This is a genomic window from Sphingobium sp. TCM1, from assembly GCF_001650725.1.
In the GTDB taxonomy this organism is placed as follows: domain Bacteria; phylum Pseudomonadota; class Alphaproteobacteria; order Sphingomonadales; family Sphingomonadaceae; genus Sphingobium.
Map to the genome: position 1 here is coordinate 160,089 of NZ_LXVX01000011.1, position 26,560 is coordinate 186,648.

20 protein-coding genes are annotated in these 26,560 nt (G+C 64.4%); 6 read left to right on the plus strand and 14 right to left on the minus strand.

What is annotated here, in order from left to right:
• Positions 1–3: 3 nt before the first annotated feature.
• Together A7Q26_RS08320 and ligD are read left to right on the plus strand one after the other, a co-directional pair.
• Positions 4–480: an MgtC/SapB family protein gene (locus A7Q26_RS08320; RefSeq protein ID WP_066858916.1), complete on the plus strand. Its 477-nt coding sequence runs from the start codon at positions 4–6 to the stop codon at positions 478–480.
• Complete coding sequence (gene ligD / locus A7Q26_RS08325; protein ID WP_066858917.1) at positions 480–2,984, plus strand: DNA ligase D; 2,505 nt, start codon at positions 480–482, stop codon at positions 2,982–2,984. The genes A7Q26_RS08320 and ligD overlap by 1 nt, the downstream gene beginning before the upstream one ends.
• Positions 2,985–2,987: 3 nt before the next feature.
• Here ligD and A7Q26_RS08330 read toward each other — a convergent pair whose 3' ends face one another.
• Genes A7Q26_RS08330 through A7Q26_RS08340 form a run of 3 tightly spaced genes read right to left on the minus strand, consistent with a single transcriptional unit; the run spans position 2,988 to position 5,371 of the window.
• The gene (locus A7Q26_RS08330; protein ID WP_066858918.1) at positions 2,988–3,386 is read right to left on the minus strand and encodes a ketosteroid isomerase-related protein; all 399 of its coding nucleotides are present in this window, start codon (positions 3,384–3,386) and stop codon (positions 2,988–2,990) included.
• A gap of 36 nt (positions 3,387–3,422) precedes the next feature.
• The gene (gene fghA, locus A7Q26_RS08335) at positions 3,423–4,259 is read right to left on the minus strand and encodes an S-formylglutathione hydrolase (RefSeq protein WP_066858919.1); all 837 of its coding nucleotides are present in this window, start codon (positions 4,257–4,259) and stop codon (positions 3,423–3,425) included.
• Positions 4,259–5,371, minus strand: coding sequence for an S-(hydroxymethyl)glutathione dehydrogenase/class III alcohol dehydrogenase (locus A7Q26_RS08340; RefSeq protein WP_066858920.1), 1,113 nt, complete (start codon positions 5,369–5,371; stop codon positions 4,259–4,261). Before A7Q26_RS08340 ends, fghA begins: the two co-directional genes overlap by 1 nt.
• 98 nt (positions 5,372–5,469) lie before the next feature.
• Between A7Q26_RS08340 and A7Q26_RS08345 the strand changes: the two genes are divergently transcribed.
• A complete protein-coding gene (locus A7Q26_RS08345; protein ID WP_066859049.1) occupies positions 5,470–6,354 on the plus strand; it encodes a LysR family transcriptional regulator in 885 nt (294 codons plus the stop codon).
• On the opposite strand, the gene A7Q26_RS08350 is transcribed toward A7Q26_RS08345, so the two are convergent.
• The 7 genes from A7Q26_RS08350 to A7Q26_RS08380 all read right to left on the minus strand — a co-directional run bounded on the left by A7Q26_RS08350 (position 6,351) and on the right by A7Q26_RS08380 (position 15,156).
• Positions 6,351–7,640 carry a DUF3422 domain-containing protein gene (locus A7Q26_RS08350; RefSeq protein ID WP_066858921.1) on the minus strand — a complete coding sequence of 430 codons (1,290 nt, stop codon included), beginning with the start codon at positions 7,638–7,640 and terminating at the stop codon, positions 6,351–6,353. The genes A7Q26_RS08345 and A7Q26_RS08350 overlap by 4 nt on opposite strands.
• Before the next feature lie 56 nt (positions 7,641–7,696).
• Positions 7,697–8,077: an SMU1112c/YaeR family gloxylase I-like metalloprotein gene (gene gloA2, locus A7Q26_RS08355; protein WP_157102507.1), complete on the minus strand. Its 381-nt coding sequence runs from the start codon at positions 8,075–8,077 to the stop codon at positions 7,697–7,699.
• A 9-nt stretch (positions 8,078–8,086) separates the two neighbouring features.
• The gene (gene ilvD / locus A7Q26_RS08360) at positions 8,087–9,937 is read right to left on the minus strand and encodes a dihydroxy-acid dehydratase (protein WP_066858923.1); all 1,851 of its coding nucleotides are present in this window, start codon (positions 9,935–9,937) and stop codon (positions 8,087–8,089) included.
• 116 nt (positions 9,938–10,053) lie between these two features.
• Positions 10,054–10,506 carry a MaoC family dehydratase gene (locus A7Q26_RS08365; protein ID WP_066858924.1) on the minus strand — a complete coding sequence of 151 codons (453 nt, stop codon included), beginning with the start codon at positions 10,504–10,506 and terminating at the stop codon, positions 10,054–10,056.
• A gap of 29 nt (positions 10,507–10,535) precedes the next feature.
• Positions 10,536–12,407, minus strand: coding sequence for an acetyl-CoA carboxylase biotin carboxylase subunit (locus A7Q26_RS08370; protein WP_066859050.1), 1,872 nt, complete (start codon positions 12,405–12,407; stop codon positions 10,536–10,538).
• Positions 12,408–12,412: 5 nt separating this feature from the next.
• Positions 12,413–14,014 (minus strand): carboxyl transferase domain-containing protein, encoded by a 1,602-nt coding sequence (locus A7Q26_RS08375; protein ID WP_066858925.1) that lies wholly within the window; start codon positions 14,012–14,014, stop codon positions 12,413–12,415.
• Positions 14,011–15,156, minus strand: a complete 1,146-nt coding sequence (locus A7Q26_RS08380; RefSeq protein ID WP_066858926.1) for an isovaleryl-CoA dehydrogenase — start codon at positions 15,154–15,156, stop codon at positions 14,011–14,013. The genes A7Q26_RS08375 and A7Q26_RS08380 overlap by 4 nt, the downstream gene beginning before the upstream one ends.
• Positions 15,157–15,241: 85 nt before the next feature.
• Between A7Q26_RS08380 and A7Q26_RS08385 the strand changes: the two genes are divergently transcribed.
• Positions 15,242–16,111 (plus strand): LysR family transcriptional regulator, encoded by an 870-nt coding sequence (locus A7Q26_RS08385; protein WP_066858927.1) that lies wholly within the window; start codon positions 15,242–15,244, stop codon positions 16,109–16,111.
• 70 nt (positions 16,112–16,181) lie between these two features.
• Here the strand turns inward: A7Q26_RS08385 and A7Q26_RS08390 are convergent, their stop codons facing one another.
• From A7Q26_RS08390 to A7Q26_RS08405, 4 genes are all read right to left on the minus strand, one after another.
• Positions 16,182–18,236 carry a glycoside hydrolase family 97 protein gene (locus A7Q26_RS08390; protein WP_443018153.1) on the minus strand — a complete coding sequence of 685 codons (2,055 nt, stop codon included), beginning with the start codon at positions 18,234–18,236 and terminating at the stop codon, positions 16,182–16,184.
• Positions 18,236–19,849 (minus strand): alpha-glucosidase, encoded by a 1,614-nt coding sequence (locus A7Q26_RS08395; protein ID WP_066858928.1) that lies wholly within the window; start codon positions 19,847–19,849, stop codon positions 18,236–18,238. The genes A7Q26_RS08390 and A7Q26_RS08395 overlap by 1 nt, the downstream gene beginning before the upstream one ends.
• 18 nt (positions 19,850–19,867) lie before the next feature.
• On the minus strand, positions 19,868–21,697 hold the full coding sequence (locus A7Q26_RS08400) for an alpha-amylase family glycosyl hydrolase (protein ID WP_066858929.1): 1,830 nt from the start codon (positions 21,695–21,697) through the stop codon (positions 19,868–19,870).
• Between the two features lie 68 nt (positions 21,698–21,765).
• The gene (locus tag A7Q26_RS08405; RefSeq protein WP_157102498.1) at positions 21,766–24,486 is read right to left on the minus strand and encodes a TonB-dependent receptor; all 2,721 of its coding nucleotides are present in this window, start codon (positions 24,484–24,486) and stop codon (positions 21,766–21,768) included.
• Between the two features lie 289 nt (positions 24,487–24,775).
• Here A7Q26_RS08405 and A7Q26_RS08410 point away from each other — a divergent pair, with 289 nt between their 5' ends.
• Both A7Q26_RS08410 and maiA read left to right on the plus strand, forming a co-directional pair.
• A complete protein-coding gene (locus tag A7Q26_RS08410; RefSeq protein WP_066859053.1) occupies positions 24,776–25,810 on the plus strand; it encodes a LacI family DNA-binding transcriptional regulator in 1,035 nt (344 codons plus the stop codon).
• 77 nt (positions 25,811–25,887) lie between these two features.
• Positions 25,888–26,523, plus strand: a complete 636-nt coding sequence (maiA, locus tag A7Q26_RS08415; RefSeq protein WP_066859054.1) for a maleylacetoacetate isomerase — start codon at positions 25,888–25,890, stop codon at positions 26,521–26,523.
• Positions 26,524–26,560 lie beyond the last annotated feature (37 nt).

The following is a 26,560-nucleotide window of genomic DNA, read 5'->3' on the forward strand; positions in this document are numbered from 1 at the left end:
CCAATGGAACTGAACCCGGCGATTCCGCTGCATTTTATCGACGGCCCGATATTGCTGCGGCTGGGGGCGGCGGCGTTACTGGGCCTGCTGCTCGGCCTCGACCGTGAATTGCGGGGGCATCCGGCTGGCTTGCGGACACACGGCATCCTCTGCTTCACCTGTGCGCTCATGACGATCAGCGCCATCGCTCTGCACAAGCAGTTCATGGATGAAGGCAATATCGACCCGCTTCGCGTGTTCGAGGCTTCCGCCGCCTTCACCGGCATCATCGCCGCCGGCCTCATCGTCTTCAACAAGGGGGAGGTGAAGAATATCACGACCGCCGCCCATATCTGGCTGACCGGCATGACCGGCATCGCCTGCGGCGCGGGACAATGGCCGCTCGTCGTCAGCGCGGCGATCGTGGCCGTCGTCATGCTGACCCTGCTCGGCTTCGTCGAGCATCGCTGGCTCAAGACCAAGGATGAGGAAGCGGATTGATGGCCGCCGGAAGCCCGCTCGCCCCCTATAATGCCAAGCGCGACTTCTCCCGCACCCGGGAGCCCAAGGGCGTGGTGGCAAAGTCGCGAGGCAACAGTTTCGTCGTTCAGAAACATGCTGCCACCCGGCTCCATTGGGATTTTCGGCTGGAAGTGGATGGCGTGCTTAAAAGCTGGGCCGTTACTAAGGGGCCGAGCCTCGATCCGGCCGACAAGCGGTTGGCGGTCCGCACCGAGGATCATCCCCTCGACTATGGCGATTTCGAAGGCGTGATCCCCAAGGGCGAATATGGCGGCGGCACGGTGATGCTGTGGGATCGGGGTACATGGGAACCGATCAAGGGGAAAAGCGCCAGGGACCTTGAGGAGGGGCATCTCCACTTCATCCTCCACGGCGAACGGATGAAGGGCGCATGGCTGCTCGTCCGGATGAAGGGGCGACCGGGCGAGAAGCGCGAAAACTGGCTGCTGCGCAAAGTCGAGGACGAGGACGCCGATCCGGATGGCGCTCTGGTCGACAGGGCGCTCAGCAGTATCCTGACCGGCCGTTCCATGGGGGAGATCGCCGCCGACAAGGATGCCGCCCAGTCCCTCGCCGGTGCCAGCGGAAAGCAGTTCGCGCGGAAGATGCAGGCGGCCCGCGCGCATAACAAGACGGTCGGCCGGAAGGCGCCCAGGCCGGCGGGACGTGCCCCGGCTTTTGTGAAACCGCAGCTCGCGACGCTGGTGGACGCGGTGCCGACCGGCAATGACTGGCTGCACGAAATCAAGTTCGACGGCTATCGCGCCATGGTCTCGGCGGCGGGAGGCAAGGTCCGCATCTTCACCCGCAACGGCCTCGATTGGACCGACAAATTCCCCGCCCTCGTCCGCAGCCTGGTCGCGCTCGACCTGCCGCCCGCGCTGATCGACGGCGAGATCGTCGCTCTCGATGCGCAGGGTAATCCCAGCTTCTCCGCGCTCCAGGCGATGCTGAAACGGGGGCATGGCGCGGAGAGCCAGGACGCCCCGCTCAGTTTCTTCGCCTTCGACCTGCTCTCGCTTGATGGCATGGACCTCAAATCCCTGACGACCATCGAACGCAAGGAAAGGCTGGAGGCGCTCCTCCATGACGCCCAGTCGCCGCTTCACGTCGCCGACCATGTCCTCGGCGCGGGCGAGCAGCTCTATCGCTCCATGTGCGAAGCAGGGCAGGAAGGCATTATTTCCAAGCGCGCCGACGCGCCCTACCGATCGGCCCGCACCCGAAACTGGGTGAAGGTGAAATGCACGCGGCGCCAGGAATTCATCCTTGTCGGCTGGGTTGAAAGCAGCACCCGCGGCCGACCCTTCCGCTCGCTGCTGCTGGCGCAGAAGGAGGACAGGGCGCTCGTCTACAAGGGCAAGGTCGGCACGGGCTTCAACAGCGACAGCATGGGCGCACTGGCCGAGGCGATGACCGGTATTTCAACCGACAAGGCGCCGGTCGATGTCCCTGCCGCCGACGCGCGCGGTGTGCGCTGGATCAAGCCGCAACTGGTGGCCGAAATCGCCTTCGCGGAATTCACGGCCGAAGGCCGCGTCCGCCACGGCAGTTTCCTCGGCCTGCGCACCGACAAGAAGGCCAGGGACGTGACACCAGAAAAGCCCGCTCGTGCGCCCGTCCCAAAAAGTGCGATCAGGATCAGCAATCGCGATCGCGTCATCTTTCCCGACAGCGGCCAGACCAAGGGGCAGCTCGCCGACTATTATGTCCGCATCGCGCCGCTCATGCTTCCCTTCGCCGCTAACCGTCCGATCAGCCTGGTCCGCTGCCCGCAGGGCAGGGCGAAGAAATGCTTTTTCCAAAAGCATGACAGCGGGGCTTTCGGTAAGGCGGTGCATCAGGTGTCGATCCGCGAGAAGAGTGGTGGCGCGGAAGACTATCTTTATGTCGAGAATGCCGATGGTCTGCTCGCCTGCGTCCAGATGGGGACGATCGAATTCCATGGCTGGGCCAGCCGCGCCGATGCTGTGGAGCGGCCCGATCGGCTGATCTTCGACCTCGATCCCGACGAGGGCATGGATTTCGACCGGGTAAAGCGCGCCGCGATCGACATACGCGACGCCTTGAGCGATCTCGGCCTCGTTTCCTTCGCGATGCTCTCCGGCGGGAAGGGTATCCATGTGGTGGTGCCGCTGACCCCCGGTCATGACTGGGCCGCGCACAAGGATTTCGCCTCGCGCTTTGCCCAAGCGTTGAGTGCTGCAGAACCCGATCGCTTCGTTGCGACCATGAGCAAGGCCAAGCGCAAGGACCGTATCTTCATCGACTGGCTGCGCAACCAGCGCGGCAGCACTGCCATCCTGCCCTATTCGGTGCGCGCCCGACCCGACGCCCCGGTCGCGGTGCCGATCGAATGGGACGAAATGGACAGCATCAAGGACGCCCATCCCTATGGAATCGACGATGTCGAAACCCTGTTCGACCGGGCGAGCGCACTCAAGGGCTGGGGCTTCGCCGCCCAGCGCCTCCCCGACATTTGAAATTCAGCCGCCGATCTGCGCCAGCCAGTCGTTCAGATTGTAATGATTGCTCACACGCGCGATCCTGCCGTCGCGAAAGGCGAAGAAGGTGCCGACCCGCAGGCAATAGCCTTGTCCCGAAGCTGGCGGCAGATCGCCGTCGGTCGACAGATAGGTTCCGCTGAGATCGAATTCCGCCGCGCCGCGCGATCCGTCCCCGCTTGCCATGAACACCGGATCATGCACCGTTTCGCGATAGCAGCGGTTCATATGGTCCAGAAAGGCGCGGAACTGCTCCCGGCCCTGGCGCGGTGCGCCCTGGCTTGGTTCGTGCAACACATCGTCGGTCAGCAGGGCAGCCATGCCGTCCCAGTCGCCCGCGTTGAACATCTCGTAATAGCTTGCCAGCAGGGCCAGGCTCATGGCTCGCTCCGATCGAGAGAAGGGGAAGGGGAAGGGTCAGAGTCGCGCCGCGTGCCAGCGCAGATGATCCTCCATGAAGGTCGAGATGAAATAATAGCTATGGTCGTAGCCGGGCCGGAGACGAAGGCTGAGGTCGATGCCCGCCTTGGCGCAGGCTGCTTCTAGCAGCTCGGGCTTCAGCTGCTCGGTCAGGAACGCGTCCGCTTCGCCCTGATCGACGAGCAAGCCGGGCACGCGGGCGCCGTCCTCGATCAATGCCACTGCATCATGCCTGCGCCAGGCCGCCGCATCGTCGCCCAGATAGCCGCCCAGCGCCTTTCTTCCCCAGGGCACCTGGCCGGGCGCGACGATCGGGGCGAAGGCGGACACCGCCTTGAAGCGGCCGGGGAAATTGAGGCCGATGGTCAGCGCGCCATGGCCGCCCATGGAGTGGCCCATGATCGATTGGCGATCCATGTCGGCCATCGGAAACTCCGCCGCGATCAGCGCGGGCAGTTCCTCCGTCACATAGGACCACATGCGATAATGGGTCGCGAAGGGTGCTTGCGTCGCGTCGACATAGAATCCCGCGCCCAGGCCGAAATCATAGGCGCCCGCCGGGTCGTCCGCCACGCCTTCTCCGCGAGGGGACGTGTCGGGCGCGACGAAGATCAGGCCGAGTTCCGCACAGGCCCGGCGAAACTCGCCCTTTTCGGTCACATTGGCGTGGGTGCAGGTGAGGCCGGACAGATACCAGACGACCGGCAGCCTGGCGCCCGCTTCATGCGGCGGGACATAGACCGAGAAGGTCATGTCCGTGCCGGTGGCCGCGGAGGCATGGCGATAGACGCCCTGCTCGCCGCCGAACGCGCGGTTGGCGGAGATCGTCTCCATCAGAAGACGACGACCGAACGGATGCTCTCGCCGGCGTGCATCAGGTCGAAGCCCTTGTTGATCTCCTCCAGCGTCAGAACGTGGGTAATCATCGGGTCGATCTCGATCTTGCCGTTCATGTACCAGTCGACGATCTTGGGCACGTCGGTCCGGCCCTTTGCGCCGCCAAAGGCCGTCCCCTTCCACACCCGGCCGGTGACGAGCTGGAACGGACGGGTGCTGATTTCCTTGCCCGCCTCCGCGACGCCGATGATGATGCTCTCGCCCCAGCCGCGATGGCAGCATTCGAGGGCGGTGCGCATCACTTCGGTATTGCCGGTCGCGTCGAAGCTGTAATCGGCGCCGCCATCGGTTACTTCCAGGATCTTCGCGATGGTCTCCTCGCGCGACAGGCCCTTGGTGTTGATGAAATGGGTCATGCCGAACTTGCGGCCCCATGCCTCGCGGTCGGCGTTGATATCGATGCCGATGATCTTGTCTGCCCCGACCATCTTGGCGCCCTGGATGACGTTGAGGCCGATGCCGCCAAGGCCGAACACGACGACATTCTCGCCCGCCTGCACCTTCGCGGTGTTGACGACAGCGCCCACGCCCGTGGTCACGCCGCAGCCGATATAGCAACTCGACTGGAAGGGCGCGTCCTCGCGGATCTTTGCCACCGCGATCTCCGGCAATACGGTGAAATTGGAGAAGGTCGAGCAGCCCATATAATGAAAGATGGGTTGGCCCTTGTAGCTGAAGCGCGTCGTGCCGTCCGGCATCAGCCCCTTGCCCTGCGTTGCGCGGATCGCTGTGCAGAGGTTGGTCTTGCCCGACAGGCAGCTTTTGCACTGGCGGCATTCGGGGGTGTAGAGCGGGATGACATGATCGCCCGGCTTCACGCTGGTGACGCCCGCGCCGACTTCGCGCACGATGCCCGCGCCTTCATGGCCCAGCACTGAGGGGAAGATGCCCTCGCTGTCGAACCCGTCCAGCGTGTAGGCGTCGGTATGGCAGATACCCGTCGCCATGATCTCGACCAGAACCTCGCCCGCCTTGGGGCCTTCCAGGTCCAGTTCCACGATCTCCAGCGGCTTCTTGGCTTGGAACGCGACGGCGGCGCGGGTCTTCATGCTCTGTCTCCTGATGGCGTGGGGAGGATCTAGCGTTTCTGCTGTTCGGTGATAAAGGGTGCGTTCGGGCAAAACTTTATAACCATGCAGTGATAATGATGGATGGCTGGGCAGGAATCGATGAATTTGTCGCCGCTGCGCTGGCAGGCTCCTTTTCGGCGGCCGCGATCAAGCGCGGATGTTCCGTCACCCATATCAGCCGGTCCATCGCGCGGCTGGAAAAGCGGCTCGACGCGCAGCTGTTCCACCGGACGACGCGGCGGGTGACACTGACCGACACGGGCCGGACCTTCCTGCGTCACTGCGAAAGGCTGGTGGCGGAGCGGGAGGAGGCGATCGCCTCCGTCACCGCGACGGGGGAGCCGCAAGGGGCGCTGCGCATCACCTGCTCGACCGCGATGGGGGAATTGTTCGTGGCGCCGATCGTCAATCGCTATGTGGCGGCCCATCCGCGCCTCAGCGTCACGATGGAACTGACCAACCGGCTGGTCGATCTTGTGGGAGACGGGTTCGATCTCGCGATCCGAACCGGGGAAATGGCCGATTCGCAGCTGATCCGTACCCGTATCGCCTCGAGGTCGCTCTATAGTTGCGCCTCGCCGACCTATCTCGACCGGCGTGGCCGGCCGCGGACGCCGCAGGAACTGGCGGGACATGACTGCCTGCTGGGATCGGCCTCGACCTGGCATTTCTCCGTCGAGGGTCGCGACGTCATCCATAGGCCGCAGGGTCGGCTGCGCGTCAACAGCGGCCGCGCCGTGCTGGACGCGGCGGTGGAGGGCATGGGCATCTGCCAGCTCCCGGAATTCTATGTCCTGCCCCATTTGCGGACCGGCGCGCTGGAACTGGTGCTGGCTGATGTCCGGCCGCAGGATGAACCGATCTGGGCGGTCTATCCGCAGCGGCGGCACCTCTCGCCCAAGGTCACGGCGCTGGTCGCGCTGCTGCGCCGCGAATTGCCGCTGGCGCTTAGCGCGGGCTAGTGCGCCGGCGGACCGGGCCGCTTCACCTTCTTGAGCTGCCGGATGCCCATCCACACGGCCAGCACGATAGCCGGGATCAACGCGACGTCGATCCATCCGGGCAGATGCGCGCCCTCATGCTCCAGCGCCTCCTTCAGGTGATGCCACAACCCTAGCGCATAGTAGCTGACCGCCACCACCGACAGCCCCTCGACCGTATGCTGCAACCGCAGTTGCAGTCCGGTACGCCGATCCATCGACGCGAGCAGGTCGCGGTTGCGGCGGGCCAGCGCCGTGTCGACGCGGGTGCGCAGCATCGCGCTGGTCCAGGCGGCGCGCTGCGACAGATCCTCCAGCCGGCGCGAAAATGCGTCGCAGGTCCGCATCGCGGGCAGCAGTCGCCGCTCGGTGAAATCGTCCAGCGACCCATAGCCGCGCACCGGCGCCACCTTCAGGCTGTGGATGCGATCAAGGCAGATTTGTGCATAGGCGCTCGTCGCGCTCATCCGGTAGCGGGTGCTGGCCAGCGTCTGAGCCAACTGGGCGCTCAGCGCCGACAGCGCCTCCAAAACCGTATCGGCATCGGCGTCCGGCTGTGCGACCCGTGCGGTGATGTCGGTCAGCTGTTGCTCCAGCGCCGTCAGCAGCGGCGTGGCCGCCTGCGCCTCTGGCAGGCCAAGCAGCGCCATTTTGCGATAATTACCCAATTCCTGGAGGCGCTGGACCAGTTGCGCCATTTCGATGCCTTCCAGCCCCTTGTCCTGGATCAGCAACCGGCCGAACCCGTCTTCATGCAGGCGGAAATCGCTCCAGATGCGCGCACGCCCTTCGGCCACGTCGGATATGACCAAGTCGTCGGCGGCGAAATGGGCAGCGATAGTCGCCGGATCGGGCGTGCTGGCGACCAGCGCGATCTGGGTCGACCGGATGACCTGACCGGGCAATTGCGCGATCCATTCGGCCCCCCTCGCAAAGGATGCCAGGTCGAACAACTTGCCCTCGCCGGGGGCGAGGAAGCTGTAGGTCATGAACTCGCTGTGCCGTTCCCACGTGAAGATGAGGTCGCCCAGCGCGCAGGTGAGAAAGCGGTCGCTTGGCGCGATCGACGCTCCGTAAGGAGCGAGCAGGATGGCCAACTTCGTCAGGACATCTGCCGCTTCTGGCGGATCGACCAGAAGCACAAGCTGGATCGCGCGGGCCGGAGCGGCGAGCCGCGGCGTCTTGCGCACATGCATTTCGCGAGAGAGCGAGGCGCGATGCCGATGGCTTCGCTCGATCAATCCCTTAAAGCCCGCTGTCTCAGCCATCCCGTACCCCCTTCGGCCTCCTTTATTTACTCCGACAATTGCTGCGGGGCAATGACTCAGGCGTCTTCGTAGAGTTCGAGCGGCAGGCCATCGGGATCGGCGAAGAACGTGAAGCGCTGGCCGGTATATTCATCGACGCGGATGGGTTCGCATTCGATGCCATGGTCGGCGAGTCGGGCGACTTCCACGTCGATATCGGCGACCATGAAGGATAGGTGGCGCAGTCCGCAGGCTTCCGGGCGCGACGGGCGGGCCGGCGGCGAGGGAAACGAAAAAAGCTCGATTTGCGCGTTCCCGGCGTCGATATCGCATTTCCAGCTGTCCCGGGCCTCCCGATATACTTCGCGGATGATCGGAAAGCCCAGGATCTGGGTGTAGAAATGGCGCGATCGTGGATAGTCCGAGCCGATGATGGCGATATGGTGGACGCCGCGCAGCCCCATTGATTAACGCTCGATCTGGCTGACGTCGCGCACTGCGCCCTTGGCGGCGTTGGTGGTCATTGCGGCATAGGCGCGCAGGGCAGGCGAGACTTCGCGCTTGCGGCCCAGCGGTTTCCACGCCCTGGCGCCGCGCGCCTCCATCTCGGCGCGGCGGGCGTCCAATATGCTGTCGTCCAGATCGACCCTGATGACGCGGGCGGGGATGTCGATGACGATCGGGTCGCCGGTCTGTACCAGCGCGATCAGGCCGCCTTCCGCCGCCTCGGGCGACACATGGCCGATCGACAGGCCCGACGTCCCGCCGGAAAATCGCCCATCGGTGATGAGCGCGCAGGCCTTGCCCAGTCCCTTCGACTTGAGATAGCTGGTCGGATAGAGCATTTCCTGCATCCCCGGACCGCCCTTCGGCCCTTCATAGCGGATGACGACGACGTCGTTCGCCTTGACTTCGTTGCCCAAAATGCCCGCGACGGCGGCGTCCTGGCTTTCATAGACGCGCGCGGTACCATGGAAGACGAGGATGCTCTCGTCCACGCCCGCGGTCTTCACGATACAGCCTTCGGGCGCGAGATTGCCGGACAGGACGGCGAGGCCCCCATCCTTGGAAAAGGCGTGCTCAGCCGATCGGATCACGCCCTTCTCCCGGTCTGTGTCGAGATCCTCCCACCGTTCCGACTGGCTGAACGCGGTCTGGGTCGGCACGCCGCCCGGCGCGGCGCGGTAGAAGTTGCGGACCTCTTCGCTGTTGGTGCGGCCAATGTCCCAGCGGGCCAGTGCATCAGCCATGGTGCGGCTGTGAACAGTCGGCAGGCTCGCGTCGATCAGGCCGGCGCGCTCCAGTTCGCCCAGGATCGCCATGATGCCGCCGGCGCGGTGGACATCCTCCATATGGACGTCATTCTTGGCCGGCGCGACCTTGCAAAGGCACGGCACGCGGCGCGACAGCCGGTCGATGTCGGCCATTGTAAAGTCGATCCCGCCTTCATAAGCGGCGGCGAGCAGGTGCAGCACCGTATTGGAGGATCCGCCCATGGCGATGTCCAGGCTCATCGCATTTTCGAACGCGGCGAAATTGGCGATGCTGCGCGGCAGGACGCTCTCGTCGTCCTGCTCATAATAGCGCTTGGTGATGTCGACGATGACATGGCCGGCTTCGCGGAACAGACGCTCGCGGTCCGAGTGGGTCGCCAGCGTCGAACCATTGCCCGGCAGCGACAGGCCCAGCGCTTCGGTCAGGCAGTTCATCGAATTGGCGGTGAACATGCCCGAACAACTGCCGCAGGTCGGGCAGGCGGAGCGCTCGATCGTCTGCACTTCCTCGTCGGTATAGCTCTCGTCGGCGGCGACCACCATCGCATCGACCAGGTCGAGCGCGACCTTCTTGCCGCGCACGACCGTCTTGCCCGCTTCCATCGGCCCGCCCGACACGAAGACAACGGGGATGTTGAGGCGCATCGCGGCCATCAACATGCCGGGCGTGATCTTGTCGCAGTTGGAGATGCAGACGATCGCATCCGCGCAATGGGCGTTGACCATATATTCGACGCTGTCGGCGATCAGGTCGCGGCTGGGCAGCGAATAGAGCATCCCGCCATGGCCCATAGCGATGCCGTCATCGACCGCGATGGTGTTGAATTCCTTGGCGACGCCGCCCGCCGCTTCGATCTCGCGCGCCACGAGCTGGCCCAGATCCTTGAGGTGGACATGGCCCGGCACGAACTGGGTGAATGAATTGGCAATCGCGATGATCGGCTTGCCGAAATCCTCGTCCTTCATCCCCGTCGCGCGCCACAGGCCGCGCGCGCCCGCCATGTTGCGGCCATGGGTGGTGGTACGGGAACGATAGGCAGGCATGACTCGGGTCCTTCAGGCAAAACTCGCGGCCCCTCTACAGGCTGGGGCCGGCCTGTGGAACATATTATTCCTTTTATGGAGTCATTGCGCCATTTTCTTGCGCCATCCTCTTGGGTTCAGGCGCCGCTGCCCTGGAGCAGCGCCATGCGCAGGCATTGGCACACAACCTCGTCGCGCTGGTTGAGCAGGCGATGGGTGAAGGTGACGATGCCCGCGCCGGGGCGCGACTTGCTGGGCTTAAGGTCGGTGACCTCGGTTTCGCAGCGCAGCGTGTCGCCGATGAAGACCGGCTTGGGCATGACGAGCTTGTCATAACCCAGATTGGCCACCAGCGTGCCTAGCGTCGTATCGCCGACCGACAGGCCGATCATCAGCGCGAAAGTGAAGGTGCCGTTGACGAGGATCTGGCCGAACTCGCTGGCCTTTGCGAACTCGGCGTCGAGATGCAGCGGCTGGGGATTGTGGGTCATCGTCGTGAAGAGGAGATTGTCCGTCTCCGTCACGGTGCGGCGTATGTCATGGGCGACGGTGTCGCCTATCATCCATTGATCGAAATGTCGTCCGGCCATAGCTGTTACTCTGGAATTGAAATGAAATTTCAGTCGTGATCGTCAACCTTCACGATCTTCGCCAGCAGCACGCCTTCGCTGACTTGCCCGCCTTCTTCGGCGTCGAGTTCCGCAACGATGCCGTCGAACGGCGCGATCAGACTATGCTCCATTTTCATGGCTTCGAGCGTCAACAACTTATGCCCCTTGGCGACCTTGTCCCCGGCCGCCACCATGACGGCGATGATGCGGCCGGGCATGGGTGAGAGGATCGCCCCGTCCGATGCGGCTCCCGATGCCGCGCCCGACACCCTGATCGGTTCTACACGCCATGTCTGCCCCTCCTCGCTCAGCCAGGAAGCGCACGGTGGTTCCACAGGACCGGCAAGCGGCGTCTGCTCCACATGGTCGAAGATCGGCATGTGGACGGGCATGGTCTGCCCATTGACGGCAATTATGATGCGCTGCTGCGTGGGCGCATTCAGGCGGAACCCTGCCAGCGCCTGCCGACCATATTGCTGTGCGGCGTCCGACAGGGCTTCGTCGGAAGGCATGGACGGCGGCATCAAGGAATCGCCTGCCCGCTCGATCAGGCCCGTGTCGACCGACCCTGAAACAAAATCCGGATGATCCAGCAGCTTCATGAGGAACGCGCTGTTGGTTCGCACCGGCCAGATACTACTGTCGTTCAGCGCGCGGATCAGATCCTCTCTCGCGCCTTCGCGGTGGCTTCCATGGGCGATCATCTTGGCGATCATCGGATCGTAGAAGGGTGAAATGGTCGCGCCCTGATATACGCCCGTGTCGATGCGGACGCTGCCGTCGAGTTCGAACTGCTCCAGCCGGCCGGTCGAAGGCAGGAATCCCTTGGCGGGATCTTCCGCATAGAGGCGCGCCTCGATCGCATGGCCGTTGATGGACAGTTCCTGCTGCTTCTTCGGCAGGGGTTCGCCCGCAGCGACGCGGAGCTGCCATTCGACCAGATCCTGCCCCGTAATTTCCTCCGTCACGGGATGTTCGACCTGAAGCCTTGTGTTCATTTCCATGAACCACACACGATCGGCCTTGAGATATCCGGCCGACCCGTCGGCGATGAACTCGATCGTCCCCGCGCCCACATAGTTGACTGCTCTAGCCGCGCGCACGGCCGCATCGCAGATCGCGGCGCGGGTAAATTCGGTCATGCCCGGCGCGGGGGCTTCCTCGATCACCTTCTGATGGCGGCGCTGGAGCGAACAGTCGCGTTCGAACAGATGGACGATGTTGCGATGACGGTCACCGAACACCTGCACCTCGATATGGCGCGGGTTGGTGATCCATTTTTCCAGCAGGACCGCATCATTGCCGAAGCTGGAGGCCGCCTCGCGCCGGCAGGATGCGAGTGCGTCGGCAAAGTCGCCGGCGTTGTCCACCTTGCGCATCCCCTTGCCGCCGCCACCGGCCACCGCCTTTATGAGGACGGGATAGCCGATCGCTTCGGCTTCCGCCGCGAGCCGTTCGGGCGACTGGTCCTCGCCCAGATAGCCCGGCGTGGTCGGAACGCCCGCGTCCTGCATCAGCTTCTTGGCTGCATCCTTGAGGCCCATGGCGGTGATGCTCGACGGGTCGGGTCCGACCCAGATGAGACCGGCGTCGATGACTGCCTGGGCGAACTCGGCATTTTCGCTGAGGAAGCCATAGCCGGGATGGATCGCCCGGGCCCCAGTGGCCCTGGCGGCGGCGATGATCTTCTCGCCGACCAGATAGGATTCGCGCGCAGGAGAGGGGCCGATATGTACGGCGTCGTCAGCGAAACGGACATGCAGGGCATTGGCGTCGGCATCCGAATAGACGGCAATGGTGCGAATGCCCATGCGGCGCGCCGTGCGGATGATCCGGCAGGCGATCTCGCCACGATTGGCGATGAGAAGGGAAGAGATCATCCGCATTACATCCTGAAAATGCCGAATTGCGCCCGTTCTTCCACCGGCGCGTTCAGCGCGGCGGCGAAGGCGAGGCCGAGGACGTCGCGCGTCTGAACCGGGTCGATGACGCCGTCGTCCCACAGCCGCGCGGTGGCGTAATAGGGATTGCCTTCATGCTCATATTTCTGGCGGATCGGCGCCTTGAAGGCTTCGGCCTCGTCCGGCGTCCATTTGGCCGCATCGCGGTGAACGGTTGCCAGCACGCTTGCTGCCTGCTCTCCGCCCATCACGCTGATCCGGGCGTTGGGCCAGGTGAAGAGGAAGCGCGGCTGATAGGCCCTACCGCACATGCCGTAATTGCCCGCGCCGAAGCTGCCGCCGATCAGCACGGTGACCTTGGGTACCTGCGCCGTAGCGACGGCGGTGACGAGCTTGGCGCCATTCTTGGCGATGCCCTCCGCCTCATATTTGCCGCCGACCATGAAGCCTGAGATATTCTGGAGGAAGAGAAGGGGAATGCGGCGCTGGCAGGCCAGTTCGATGAAATGCGCGCCCTTGAGTGCACTTTCGCTGAAAAGTACGCCGTTATTGGCCAGGATCGCGACCGGCATCCCCCAGATATGGGCGAAGCCGCAGACCAAAGTCGTGCCATAGAGCGGCTTGAACTCGTGGAATTCGCTGGCGTCGACGATGCGGGCGATGATTTCGCGTACATCATAGGGGGCGCGGACATCGTCGGGGATGATGCCGTAGAGATCAATGGCGTCATATCTGGGCGGGCGGGGATCGCGCAGGTTGAGATCGGCTTTGCGATCGGGCTGGAGCGTCGATACGATGTCGCGCACGATGGTGATCGCATGGTCGTCATTTTCCGCGACATGGTCGACCACGCCCGACTTGCGGCCATGCAGGTCGCCGCCGCCCAGATCCTCGGCCGATATGATTTCGCCGGTGGCGGCCTGCACCAGCGGCGGACCGGCAAGGAAGATGGTGCCCTGATTGCGCACGATCACCGTCTCGTCCGACATGGCGGGGACATAGGCGCCGCCCGCCGTGCAACTCCCCATGACGCAGGCGATCTGGGGGATGCCCCGCGCGCTGAGGTTCGCCTGATTGTAGAAGATGCGGCCGAAATGGTCGCGGTCGGGAAACACCTCCGCCTGGTTGGGCAGGTTGGCGCCGCCGCTGTCGACCAGATAGATGCAGGGCAGGCGGTTTTCGAGCGCTATTTCCTGCGCACGCAGATGCTTCTTGACGCTCAGCGGATAATAGGTGCCGCCCTTTACCGTGGCGTCGTTGCACGCGACCATCACCTGTCGCCCCGACACGCGGCCGATGCCGGCTATGATGCCGGCGCCGGGCACTTCATCATGATACATGCCATTGGCCGCGAGTTGGCCGATTTCCAGGAATGGCGAGCCGGGATCGAGCAGCCGCTCGACCCGGTCGCGGGGCAGCAGCTTGCCGCGCGCGACATGCTTCTCGCGGGCGGCGTGTGATCCCCCCCGCGCGGCGGCTGCGACTTTTTCGCGCAATTCCTCCGCCAGCGCGCGGTTGTGCGCGGCATTGGCGCGGAAGCTCTCGCTGTCGGGCGCCAGCTTGGTGTCGAGGACAGGGGCGGTCATGCGCCGATCAACTCGCGACCGATGAGCATCCGGCGAATCTCGTTGGTGCCTGCTCCGATGTCCAGCAGCTTGGCGTCGCGCATATAGCGTTCGACCGGCCAGTCCTTGGTGTAGCCCGCGCCGCCCAGCGCCTGTACCGCATCCAGCGCGACCTTCATCGCATTCTCCGATGCCAGCAGGATCGCGCCAGCGGCGTCGAAGCGGGTCGTCTTTCCGGCGTCACAGGCGCGAGCGACCGCATAGACATAGGCGCGCGCCGAATTGAGCGCGACATACATGTCGGCGACCTTGGCCTGCATAAGCTGGAAGGCGCCGATCGGCTTTCCGAACTGCTGGCGTTCGCGGACATAGGGGACGACAGTGTCGAGACAGGCTTGCATGATGCCAAGCTGAATGCCGGCAAGAACGGTGCGTTCATAGTCCAGCCCCGACATCAGGATGGCCGCGCCGTCATTGAGCGCCCCCATGATATTCTCTTCCGGCACCTCGCAATCGTCGAAGATCAGCTCGGCGGTGGGAGAGCCGCGCATCCCCATCTTGTCGATCTTCTGCCCGATGGAAAAGCCCTTCATATCCTTCTCGATCAGGAAGGTGGTGATGCCTTTCGATCCTTCGCCGGTCTTGGCGTAGACGACCAGCGTGTCGGCATAGGCGGCATTGGTGATCCAGAACTTCGTGCCGTTGAGGATGTAGCGATCGCCCTTCCTTTCCGCCTTCAGCTTCATCGAAACGACGTCGGACCCGGCTCCTGCCTCCGACATGGCGAGGCTGCCGACATGCTCGCCGGAGATGAGTCTCGGCAGGTAGCGCGCCTTCTGCTCCGCATTGCCCCAGCGGCGGATCTGGTTGACGCAGAGATTCGAGTGGGCGCCGTAGGAAAGGCCGATCGAGGCGGAGGCGCGAGCGACTTCCTCCTGCGCGACGACATGCTCCAGATAGCCGAGGCCCAGGCCGCCAAACGCCTCCTCGACGGTGATCCCGTGCAGGCCGAGTGCGCCCATTTCGGGCCAGAGTTCGCGGGGAAACCAGTCCTTCGCGTCGATCTCCGCTGCGAGCGGGGCAATCCGGTCGGCAGCGAAGCGGGCGGTGCTGTCGCGGATCATGTCCGCGGTCTCGCCCAGGGCGAAGTCGAAATTGCTCATTGGCCTCTCCTTTGCCCGTCAGGCTAACAAAGCGGCCAGCCAAATCAAAATTGAAATATTTTTGGGTCTGTTATAGATAGCATCTATGATAGAACGCTATCAGCTCCGTTATTTCCTGGCCGTGGTCGATCAGGGCAATTTTTCGCGCGCGGCGGCACATTGCAATGTCGCGCAGCCCACATTGTCGGTCGGCATCGCCAAGCTGGAACGCGCGCTGGGCGGCCCCTTGTTCCTGCGTTCGGGGCATCGGGTCGAACTGACGCAGGCAGGATCGCGCCTGCTGGCCCATGCACGGCGGATCGAGGGCGAGTTCAACCTGGCGCAACAGGCGATGGCGGGCACGGCGCAGGGTCCGCTGACGCGCATGGGGGTGCTGAAAAGTCTGCCCGGCGCGACCATAGGCGCCATCGCGCGGGAAGCTCGCCGGATCGACCCGTCGGCACGGCTCGAACTGGTGGAGGGGACGGAGCGCGAACTGCTGGGCCATGTCGCGCGGGGGCGGGTCGATTGCGCGCTGACCCTGGTGGAGCGGGGGAGCGACCGCTTCCTCGAGGAGCCGTTGCGGCAGGAGGGCTATGCGCTTGCCGTTCCGCTCGATCATCCGGCCGCGGCGCAGGCATCCGTCGCAGCCGAGACGCTCAACGAGGATGTCATGATTGTGCGGCGCCATTGCGAGGCGCTGTCGGAAACCAGCCGCTTCTTCACTGAGCGCGGCGTCCGGCCGCATTTCGCCTATCGGTCGGTCAATGACGAGCGGGTTATGCAGATGGTCGCCGCGGGCATCGGGATCACATTGATGCCTGAATGCTATCAGGCGGGCGACGTCGCCCGGCCCAGGCTGGCCGGCTTTGACCTGCGGCGGACGATCGGCCTGGTCTACGCCGCGACGGCCGAGGCACTCGCCGCATCGCCGTCCGCGATGGTGAAGGCGTCGCGCGCGCTGTTGGGCGGATGAAAAGGGCGCCGCCGGATCGGCGTGCAGTCCAATCCGGCGGCGGGGAAGACCGGCCTCAAAGGCCGGAAACTTATTTCGCTGCGGCGACCAGCCGCATCGCCGCGCCGCCGCCTGGCGCGAGCCAGAGGTCATAGCGGTCGCCCTTGCGGATGGTCCGCGTCTCATAGGCGATCTTGTGCCGGGCATCGGTCAGGTAGGTCGCGCCGTCGCCATCCTTGTAAATGGTGGCGGTGTAGCTCTTGCCCGGCTCCAGATAGTCGAAATTCAGCGTTACCGTCCGTGCGGTCGCATCGTTGACACCGCCGACATACCAGTTCTCGCTCTTGCGATCCTTGCGCGCGAAGATGGCATAATCGCCCACCTCGCCGGCGATCAGATGGCTTTCCGCCCAGTCTGCCGGCACCTTTGTGATGAAGTCCAGTTCCTTCGGATATTTGGCGAGCGTCTCGACAAAGTCCGCCGCCATCTGGATCGGCGAATAGAGAGCGAGGTAGAGTCCGAGCTGCTTGGCCAGCGTGGATGCCAGCGGCACATGCTCCGCCCCCTCCAGGCTGAGTATGCCGGGCGTGAAGTCCATCGGCCCGGACAGCATCCTTGTGTAGACCAATGTCGGTTCATGGTCCGGGCCGTTCGCGAATTGGCCCCAGGCATTATATTCCATCCCGCGCGCGCCCTCGCGTCCGACCCAGTTGGGATAGGTCCGGCGCAGGCCCGTATCCTTGATCGGCTCATGTGCATTGACTGCGACCTTGTATTTCGCCGCCGTTTCCACGACGCGCAGATGGTGCTGCGCCATCCGCTGCCCGTCATGATATTCCATGCGCGTATCGCCCGGCGTGTCTCCGGGCGCGATAATGCCGCCCATGTCCGCGACATAGCCCGTCTTCACCACATCGACGCCAAGCCCGCCGTAGAGCTTCATCGCATCATCCAGCTGCGCTTCATAATTGGCGATATTGCCGCCGGTCTCATGATGGCCGATCAGGTGAACGCCCTTCCTCTTCGCGTATGCGGCAAGGCCCGGCAGGTCGAAGTCCGGCGTCGACTGGGTGTAGCTGAATTCATCGCCATGGCCGAACCAGTCGCCGTTCCAGCCCTTGTCCCAGCCTTCGACCAGCACGCCGCGGAAGCCATGTTTGGCCGCGAAGTCGATATATTGCTTCGTCCGCGCGGTGGTGGCGCCATGTTTCGGCCCTTCGGCCCAACTCCAGTCGCCGCGGATCATCCCCCACCAGATGCCGATATATTTGGCCGGCTGGAACCAGCTGACGTCACCCAGCTTGTTGGGTTCGTTGAGGTTCAATTCCAGGTCGTTTTCGACCAGCCCGGCCGCGTCGTCGGCGATGCGGATGGCCCGCCAGGGGGTGTTGAAGGGCAGGTCGCGGATCACGCGCGGTCCGCGCGAGGATGGCGACAGGGTGGTGCGGAAGGTCTGGCCCGATGCACGCTTCAGCCAATAGGCCGAATAATCGACCAATGCCGCCTCATGGAAGCTCAGATGCGTGCCGTCGTCCAGCCGCATGGTGATGGGCGTGTGCGCGGTCGATACTGCATCGATCGGGCTGTTCTGGTAGACCTGTTCATAACGGTTCCATTCGCCGCCCGGAATCCACCAGGCCATTCCCTTGGGTGCGATGTCGAACTCGGTCGTTTCATCCGCGATCTTCATCGTCTTGAGATTGGGCTGATCGGGCAGCTCATAGCGGAAGCCGACGCCGTCATCGAACAGGCGGAACCGGACATTCATCAGACGCGCGCCCTGCACGTCCGACTGCTTGAAGCGGACCAGCAGCTCATTATGATCGTCCGTGACGAAACGGCGTTCGCCCCACGGCTGTTCCCATGTCTCCTTGCTGCTGCCTTTTTCCGATCCGGCGATCGAAAAGCCGCGCACCATGTTGAGGCCGTCGGTCAGGATGAAACCCAGCTTCGACGGCGCAATCAGCAACTTGCCCTTGCGCGACAAGGACCAGGTGGGTCGGCTGTCATTGTCGGTTGTGACGGAGAGCGTGATGCTGCCGTCCGGCGAGGTCGCTGAGACAGAAGGCCTGGCCTGCTGCGCGACAGCGGGCGTGGCCGCAAGCATGGCGAGCGTGAACATGCCCTTCGTGACGACATGACCCATCAGTTGCTCTCCTCGATCAGAACCGCGCCATAGGGCGGGAGCGAGCCATTGTCGGCTCCATTGATGCAAACGTTTGCCATTCCCATGACAGCCTTGTCAAGCGGCCATTCGAGGGCCTCGCCGGACAGGTTGAAGACGCAGAGCATGGATTGTTCCGCGACGCGCCGGCGAAACACCAGCCGGGCCTCATCAGCCACGATGATCTCCAGGCTGCCCAGTCGCAGCGCCGGATTCTCCCTGCGCAGCGCCAGCATTGCGCGGCTGTGATTGAGCAACGACGCGGGGTCGGCTTCCTGCGCATCGACCGCCAGCGCCAGATGATCCTCGCCATGGGGCAGCCAGGGGTCCACTGTCGAGAAACCCGCCTGTGTCGCGTCGGCGGCCCAGGGCAGTGGCGTGCGCGCGCCGTCGCGCGACAGGGTCAGCGGCCAGTTGGCGATCGCTTCTGGATCCTGAAGCCGCTCGAACGGAATATCGACCTGGGTGAGGCCCAATTCCTCGCCCTGGTACAGGATCGCGTTGCCGCGCAGCGCGACCAGCAGCGCCATCTTCATGCGCGCGAAGGCGTCCCGGTCTTCGGGCGCACACCATCGTGAAAGCGCGCGGGGCGCGTCGTGATTCTCGAAGGCCCAGCTCGGCCAGCCCATCCCCGGCTCGTCGGGCCAGCGCGCGACCGTATCCGCCACCAGCTTCGGCGTCAGTTTGTCGGCGTAGAGGAAGTTGAACCCATAGGCGCTGTTGAGATGGGCTTCGCCTTCCGTATAGGCCTTCATCTCCCTCTCTGACAGGTCGCCGCCGACCTCGGCCACGGTGAAGATCGCGCCATATTCGTCGCACAGCGTGCGGATGCGCTTGATGAAGTCGACGACGCCGGGATGCGACTGGCTATAGGTCTTGGTCTGGAAGTCGAAGGGGCGGGTGCGCGGCTTGCCGGTGTCTGGCGCGGGCGGATTGTCGCGCAGCAACGGGTCATGCATGGAATGGTTGAGCGCGTCGAGCCGGAACCCATCGACGCCCCGGTCCAGCCAGAAGCGCATGGCGCCCAGCAACGCATCCTGCACTGCTCCGTTGTGGACATTGAGCTGCGGCTGGCTGCTCAGAAACTGGTGCATATAATATTGCCCGCGCCTTGCGTCCCAGGTCCAGGCCGGACCGCCGAACACCGACTGCCAGTTGCTGGGCGGGGTGCCGTCGGCCTTTGGATCGGCCCAGACATACCAGTCGGCCTTGTCGCCAGTCCGGCGCGCGCGACTGTCCCGGAACCAGTCGTGGAGATCGGATGTGTGGGCATAGACCTGGTCGATCGTGACCTTCAGCCCCAATTCGTGCGCCCGCGCCACCAGCGCATCGAAATCGGCCAGCGTGCCGAAAATCGGATCGACATCGCAATAATCGGCAATGTCATAGCCGAAGTCGCGCATCGGCGAGGTGAAGAAGGGTGAAATCCAGATCGCGTCAGCGCCCAGCCGCGCGATATGCTCCAATCGCTCGGTGATGCCATTGAGGTCGCCGATGCCGTCATGATTGCTGTCCTGGAAGCTGCGCGGATAGATCTGGTAGATCACCGCACCCTTCCACCAGGGCTGATCGGTCGATGTCGTCGCAAGCGTCATGATGGGGCGTTCCGGCGGTTAGGGGTTGGCGGCGCAAACGGCGTAACCGAAAGCGGGGAGGGAGAGGGCAAGGCTGCCCGGCGCTTGCGGAGCGGCCGGGCAGGTGCCGGCCAGCGACGTAAAGCCGCCGCTGGCTGGATCGACCGCGACATTGCCCGACAGCGGAGCGGCCGATGTATTGAAAGCGACCAGAACCTCCCGCCCCGTATCGGGATCGATGCGGGAGACGGCGAAGAGGCCGGGCTTGTCCGAACCGGAGCGCAGGATCGTCGCGCCGCGCGACAAAGCGGGCGTGTCGCGGCGGACCTTCGCCAGTGCCGCGATCGCGCGATAGAGCGGGTGGTCGGCGTTGAAATTGTCAGCGGCCGTGGTCGCCTGCGTGCCGACCAGCCGGTCCGCATTATATTCCGCGACTTTCGACGCGAACATGTCCTGCCGTGCCTGCTGGTCATTGCCGGTGCCAGCAAAGCCCTGCTCGTCGCCATAATAGATGGTCGGAACTCCCCGTAGCGTCAGCAGCATCGCATGGCCGAGCAGGGCGCGCGCCAGTTCCTCCTGCGCGCTCATGCCGGGCTTCGCCTGACGCAGGAAGAAGGCGAAACGGCCGGCATCATGATTGCCGAGGAAGGTGGGCAGTTGCATCGCCGCCGTCTTGCCGCCGTCGTAGAGCGCATCATCCTCGCCAAGGCGCGCAAGCATGTCGGTGCCGGTCTTGCCGCTAGCCGCATCGACGGCGGCGCGCATGAAGGCGAAATCCAGCACGGCGGGGAAGGCCGCGTTGCGGGTCCAGCTTGCCAGCAGCGCGGGATCATAATCGCCGGTCGCGACCTCGCCGAAAACATGGAAATTGGGGATTCCCTTGCTCGCCGCATGGGCTCGGATGGCGGGGATGAAGGCGCGCCAGAATTCGGGATTCACATGGCGCGCGGTGTCGATGCGATAGCCGTCGATGCCGAACCGATCGATCCAGCCCTTGTAGATGGCGATGAAGCCTTCGACCACGCGCGGGTCTTCTGTGGCAAGGTCGTCCAGACCGACGAAATCGCCATATTGCGAACTCTCGCCCTTCCAGTCGGTATCGCCGCGATTATGATAATAGATAGGGTCGTTGAGCCAGGCGGGGACTTTCACCTTTGCCTCGCCCTTGGGCACGATCGGCGTATAGGCGAAGGACGGGTCGGTGAGCTTGCTCCAGTTGGCGGCGCTGCCATCGCGGTCCCCGACGAACCCCGTGTTGATGGGCTTGTCCGCCGCGCCGCCCCGGCGCGACCAGGGAAAGTCGCCCTTGCCGCGATAGGGCGCCGCGCTGGTCGGGCTTTCGGCATATTGGATCACATCCGCCGTATGATTGGCGATGATGTCCATATAGACTTTCATGCCTCGCGCATGGGCGGCGTCGACCAGCGCCTTGAAGTCCTTGTCCGTTCCGAAATGCGGATCGACGGTGGTGAAGTCCGTCACCCAATAGCCATGATAGCCCGCGCTTTCCTGGCCCTTGGCGCCTTGCACCGGCTTGTTCCTGAAGATCGGCGCCAGCCAGATCGCGGTCGCGCCCAGCCCCTGGACATAATCGAGCTTCGCCGTCAGGCCCCGGAGGTCGCCGCCATGATAGAAGGCGCGTGATGTGGGATCATAGCCGGTCTGGAGCGGGCCGCCCTTGAGGCCGCCCTTGTCATTCTTCGGATCGCCGTTGGCGAAGCGATCTGGCAGGACGAAATAGACGATCTCCTGCTCCGGGGTGCGCGCGCGCAGATCGCTCAAGCTGTCCGCCTGCGCGCTCGTGACGCCCATCAGGGCCGCGCCGATCCCGGCGGCCGTCACGAGCAGTTTCGTGGCCGTTCGACCCATAGGGCATCCCCTTTGATTTGAACCTGTGAAGGCCCGGCGGCGGCGCGGCCGCCGGGTCAGTCTACACATCAGAAGCGGTAGTTGAAGCCCGCCATGAAGCGGCGGCCATAGCTTTGATAGTTGCGGATCTGGATCGACGCGCCGGTGTCCACCGACACGAACGGCTCGTCGGTCAGGTTCTGGCCCTGGAGGAAGACCGACAGGCCTTCCAACGCGCTGCCCTTCTGGAAATCATAGCCGATCTGGGCGTCGACGATCGTTTCCGCCAAGGCCCGGCGCAGCTCGCGCTCGCCCCCGAAGCCGACGAACTGGCCGACGAAAGCGGAACGGTAGCGGACCGATCCGCGCGCCGAGAAGCCCCATTTCTCGAAGAAGAGCGTCCCGTTGGCGACCCAGCGCGAATAGTCGGGCAGGTCTTCCGCCGATGCACCGACGCCCGGCTTGATGCTGGTCTTGGTATAGCCCGCGCCGCCCGTCAGGCCGAAGCCTTCCAGCGCCGGCGTGATGACGTCGAACGGAACGGTGCCGGCGACCTCGAAGCCGTAGAGCTTGCCGCCCTGGCCGTTTACCGGCCGGGTGATGGTGCCGACCATGTTGGTCACGCCGGGCGGCAGGGTGACGGGCAAGCCGGTATAGTCATAGGGCACGGTTTCGCGATAGACGTAGCTTTCCAGCTTCTTGTAGAAGAACTGGAGGCCCAGATAGCCCTTGGTCCCGAAATATTTTTCGAAATTGAGGTCCGCTGCCCAGGCGCGATAGGGACGAAGCGTCGGGCTGCCGCCGGTGCCGGTGATGACCCCGCTGGCCGTGTTATAGCCATAGTCGAGGCTCACCTTCATATCCTCGAAACGCGGGCGCTGGATCTCGCGCGCGCCCGACAGGCGGATGACGAAGTCGGTCGGGAAACGCAGCGACAGGTTCATGCTGGGCAGCACGTCCCAGTAATTGGCGCCGCGCGTGGTCGGCACCAGGTCGGCCGCGGCCAGGTTCACGAAGCCGCGCGACTTCTGCTCGGTATTCTGGGCGAGCACGCCGACATTGCCGGTCAGTTCGGCCGATCCGACGGCCGCTTTGATGTCGGCCATCAGATAGGCGGACATCACGCGCTCCGTCACCGAATAGGCCTTGGCCGGCACGTCCTTGCTGGGATTGAGCGTCTTCACATAGACGCCATCGGCCAGCAGCTGGAATGGATCATAGGAAAGGATCGGGCCGACACCGATGAAGCTCAGGTCCGTGGCGCTCAGTCGATATTGCTGCGGTAGGACGAGCGAGGTCGCGCCGTTCGCCAGGTTCAGGAAATATTCTTCCGGCGTCTTGGACTTGGTTCGGTCGGTATAGCCCAGGCCCGCCGTCACCTTCGACAGGAAGCCGCTGTCGACTTCCTTGCCGAACTCCAGCTGGTAGCTCTTGAGTTCGTCGTCGATGATACGGTCGTTATAATAGCCTTCCTGGTGGCCGAGCGGCGCGCCTGCGCCCCAGCCGAGCGGATCGGTCAGCACCATCAGGTCCGGGTTGCTGTAGTCCAGCTGGCTCGACGTGAAGCGCGTACCCTTGCTGCCGCTGACGAAATCGAGCGTGTCGGTCGCGCCATTGCCCGCGCCCGCCCCGGTGCCCGCATTGGATTCGAGCGACAATTCGCTGCGGTCGGTGCGCGAATAGCCGAAGTCGAAGCTGGCCGACCAGCCGTCATCGCCAGTATATTTGGCATTGAAGCCGCCTGAGAAGATGGTCGACGTGCGCTCATAGCCATGGTTGTTCACCACGGCCTCGACATTGGTGAAGGTGCCGCTCTTGATGAAATTGCCGTCGAGCGCGGTGCTGCCCGGCACCAGGCTCGCGCCGCTCCAGTAGAGCGGGAATTCTACGCCGCGCTTGATCTGCTTGTCCGTGAAGTCGCCGTAGAAACCGTCGAAGGTCAGCATCAGCGTATCAGTCGCCTGCACCTGCACGGCGCCCTGGATGCCCAGGCGCTTGAGCTGGGTCGACACGCCGAACGGCTTGATGCCCCCGATCACCTTGTTGCCGTCGGCGGTGTCGGCATAGCCCCAGGCTTCGAACTCCTTGGACTGATAGGGTTCGTCGCTATAGGCGACGGACAGGGCGACGCCGATCCGGTCGCCAGCGAACTGGTCGACATAGGTGCCGGTCAGGCGATAGCCCTTGTCCTTGCTGTCGGCATTGACTTTGCCCAGGTCCGCATAGACGCCACGCGCACCGACGGCGATCAGCCGCTTGCCATAATCGAGCGGGCGGATCGTGCGGATGTCGACGGTGCCGACCAGACCCTGGTGAATGAGGTTCGCCTGCGGCGTCTTGTAGACGTCGACGCGGCTCACGACTTCGGCGGGATACTGGTCGAACTCCACATTGCGCTGTTCGCCGGTCGATGTCTGGGGACGACCGTTCAGCGTGGTGGAGGACAGGTCCGCGCTGGCGCCGCGGATCGCGATCGAGTTGGCGCGACCGAACAGGCGCTGCGACGTCAGGCCGGGCAGGCGGGCGATGGATTCGCCGATCGATGCGTCCGGCAGCTTGCCGATATCCTCGGCCGACACGGATTCGACGATCGTCTGCGCGTTCTTCTTGACGTTGACCGCGCTTTCCAGCGCCGCGCGGAAGCCGGTGACGACGATGGTGCTGTTGGGATCATCCTGGGGCGCGGTTTCGGCCTGCGGTGTTGCGGCTGGCGCCGTCTCCTGGGCGAAGGCGGGAGCCGCCCCGGTCGCCGCGACGATCGCAAAGATGGAAGCGCCCAGCAAATGAGCGCGGTCGAACTGGTTGGCCACTTAATCCTCTCCCCTGTGACACCGGACGGACCCTTATCGCCGGCGCGGAAACCCTTGCGTTCCGCGAGCATGGCCGTGCAGCGCCACTTCCCCGCGGTGGCGCCGTCTTACGCCCCGTCCGGCCCGCCAGGCCATATGGCATACGTATACGCATAATATGCGCCCGCGCTTCGACAGCGCCGACTGTGGCCGGGATGCCACGACGCCGTCTGCCCGAAAGGACGCGATTGCCTTGTTTTCCGCAGGCTTCTACCATGGCGGGGCGCAGGGCATCGCGCGGGAGACACAGATGGGCCGCCAGCCGAGCAGCAAGCCGACCAGCTTCGACATCGCCTATCTGGCGGGCGTGTCGCAGCCCACCGTCAGCCGTGCGCTGCGCGGTTCCCGGTCGGTAAGCCTCGCCACGCGCGAGCGGATCGAGGCGATCGCACGCGAACTCAACTATTCGGTCGACAAGAATGCGTCCTCGCTCCGGTCGCAGCGCTCGAACACCATCGCGCTGCTCTTCTTCGAGGATCCGACCCCCGACGAATCCAATATCAATCCCTTCTTCCTCTCGATGCTGGGATCGATCACCCGGCAATGCGCCGCGCGCGGGCTGGACCTGCTGATCTCCTTCCAGAAAATGGAGGATGACTGGCATGTCCGCTACCAGGACAGCCACCGCGCCGACGGATTGATCCTGCTCGGCTACGGCGATTACACGCTCTACAAGCAGCGGCTGGAGCAGCTCGTCGGCCACGGCACGCATTTCGTGCGCTGGGGGTCGGTGGACGATCGCAATATCGGGGCGACGGTGGGATCGGACAATGTGGGCGCGGGGCGGCTGGCGGGCGGGCATCTGCTGGGGCAGGGCCGGCGGCGGATTGCCTTTCTCGGTCATGCCGACGAACATTATCCTGAATTTGCCGATCGTTATCGGGGCCTGTGTGACGCCATGGCGGAGCAGGGCATCGCCCCGGACCGGGCGTTGCAGGTCGACGCGCTGACCGCCGAGGATGCCGGCCATGCCGCCGCCCGGACGCTGATCGCGCGCGGCGCGACGTTCGACGCCATCTTCGCGGCCAGCGATCTGATCGCCATCGGCGCGATGCGCGCGCTGGCCGAAGCGGGGCTGGCGGTGCCGCAGGACGTAGCCATCGTCGGCTTCGACGACATCCCCGCCGCCAGCCTGACCAGCCCGCCGCTCACCACCATCATGCAGGACATGAAGGGCGCGGGCGAATTGCTGGTCGACACGGTGCTGGCGCAGGTCGAGGATCGGCCCTTGCCGCCGACCATGCTCCCGGCGCGGCTGGTGGTGCGCCGGAGCACGGTCGGTTGAGCGCGCGACGTTACCCCTGGAAGGAGTCGAATGCGTGACCACATTGTCGGAGCGGCAGGCACATGGGCCAAAAGCCGATGACTGAGCCCGTCCTTCACGGCTATTTCCGCTCGACCGCATCCTACCGGGTGCGGATCGCCCTCAACCTGAAAGGCGTCGCCTATGCCGACGCCTTTCACCATCTGCGCAAGGGCGAGCAGCGGGCGTCGGACTATCTGGCGCTCAATCCGCAGGGACTGGTGCCGACGCTGGAGATGGACGGGGCGGTGCTGATCCAGAGCCTCGCCATCTGCGAATATCTGGATGAGACGGTCGCCGGACACAGGCTGTTGCCCGACGAACCGATGCGCCGGGCGAAGGTCCGGGCGGCGGCGCAGATCATCGCCTGCGACATCCACCCGGTGCAGAACCTTAGGATACTCGACCGGCTGCGCGGCTTGGGCCTTGCGGAGGGGCAGGTGAAGGCGTGGGCCGCCCAGGTGATCGACGAAGGGCTGGATGCCTTTGATCGGTTGATCGCGGGGGAGGAAGGGCCGTTCTGCTTCGGCGATCAGGTGACATTGGCTGACATCTTTCTCGTCCCGCAACTGGTCAATGCCAGGCGTTTCGGCGTCACACTGTGCTGGCCGCGTCTGGCGGCGGTGGAGCAGGCCTGTCTGGCGCTGGATGCCTTCACCAAAGCCGCACCGCAGAATCAGCCCGACGCGGAATAGCGGCGGCATGTCGAGCCGCACGGACCGGGCGGTCTCT

What these genes read in the sequence shown, in the direction of transcription:
- A7Q26_RS08320 (WP_066858916.1), top strand. Translation starts at nt 4, where the DNA reads ATGGAACTGAACCCGGCGATTCCGCTGCATTTTATCGACGGCCCGATA.
- ligD (WP_066858917.1), top strand. Translation starts at nt 480, where the DNA reads ATGGCCGCCGGAAGCCCGCTCGCCCCCTATAATGCCAAGCGCGACTTC.
- A7Q26_RS08330 (WP_066858918.1), bottom strand. Translation starts at nt 3,386, where the DNA reads ATGAGCCTGGCCCTGCTGGCAAGCTATTACGAGATGTTCAACGCGGGC.
- fghA (WP_066858919.1), bottom strand. Translation starts at nt 4,259, where the DNA reads ATGGAGACGATCTCCGCCAACCGCGCGTTCGGCGGCGAGCAGGGCGTC.
- A7Q26_RS08340 (WP_066858920.1), bottom strand. Translation starts at nt 5,371, where the DNA reads ATGAAGACCCGCGCCGCCGTCGCGTTCCAAGCCAAGAAGCCGCTGGAG.
- A7Q26_RS08345 (WP_066859049.1), top strand. Translation starts at nt 5,470, where the DNA reads ATGGATGGCTGGGCAGGAATCGATGAATTTGTCGCCGCTGCGCTGGCA.
- A7Q26_RS08350 (WP_066858921.1), bottom strand. Translation starts at nt 7,640, where the DNA reads ATGGCTGAGACAGCGGGCTTTAAGGGATTGATCGAGCGAAGCCATCGG.
- ilvD (WP_066858923.1), bottom strand. Translation starts at nt 9,937, where the DNA reads ATGCCTGCCTATCGTTCCCGTACCACCACCCATGGCCGCAACATGGCG.
- A7Q26_RS08365 (WP_066858924.1), bottom strand. Translation starts at nt 10,506, where the DNA reads ATGGCCGGACGACATTTCGATCAATGGATGATAGGCGACACCGTCGCC.
- A7Q26_RS08370 (WP_066859050.1), bottom strand. Translation starts at nt 12,407, where the DNA reads ATGATCTCTTCCCTTCTCATCGCCAATCGTGGCGAGATCGCCTGCCGG.
- A7Q26_RS08375 (WP_066858925.1), bottom strand. Translation starts at nt 14,014, where the DNA reads ATGACCGCCCCTGTCCTCGACACCAAGCTGGCGCCCGACAGCGAGAGC.
- A7Q26_RS08380 (WP_066858926.1), bottom strand. Translation starts at nt 15,156, where the DNA reads ATGAGCAATTTCGACTTCGCCCTGGGCGAGACCGCGGACATGATCCGC.
- A7Q26_RS08385 (WP_066858927.1), top strand. Translation starts at nt 15,242, where the DNA reads ATGATAGAACGCTATCAGCTCCGTTATTTCCTGGCCGTGGTCGATCAG.
- A7Q26_RS08390 (WP_443018153.1), bottom strand. Translation starts at nt 18,236, where the DNA reads ATGGGTCATGTCGTCACGAAGGGCATGTTCACGCTCGCCATGCTTGCG.
- A7Q26_RS08395 (WP_066858928.1), bottom strand. Translation starts at nt 19,849, where the DNA reads ATGACGCTTGCGACGACATCGACCGATCAGCCCTGGTGGAAGGGTGCG.
- A7Q26_RS08400 (WP_066858929.1), bottom strand. Translation starts at nt 21,697, where the DNA reads ATGGGTCGAACGGCCACGAAACTGCTCGTGACGGCCGCCGGGATCGGC.
- A7Q26_RS08410 (WP_066859053.1), top strand. Translation starts at nt 24,776, where the DNA reads ATGGGCCGCCAGCCGAGCAGCAAGCCGACCAGCTTCGACATCGCCTAT.
- maiA (WP_066859054.1), top strand. Translation starts at nt 25,888, where the DNA reads ATGACTGAGCCCGTCCTTCACGGCTATTTCCGCTCGACCGCATCCTAC.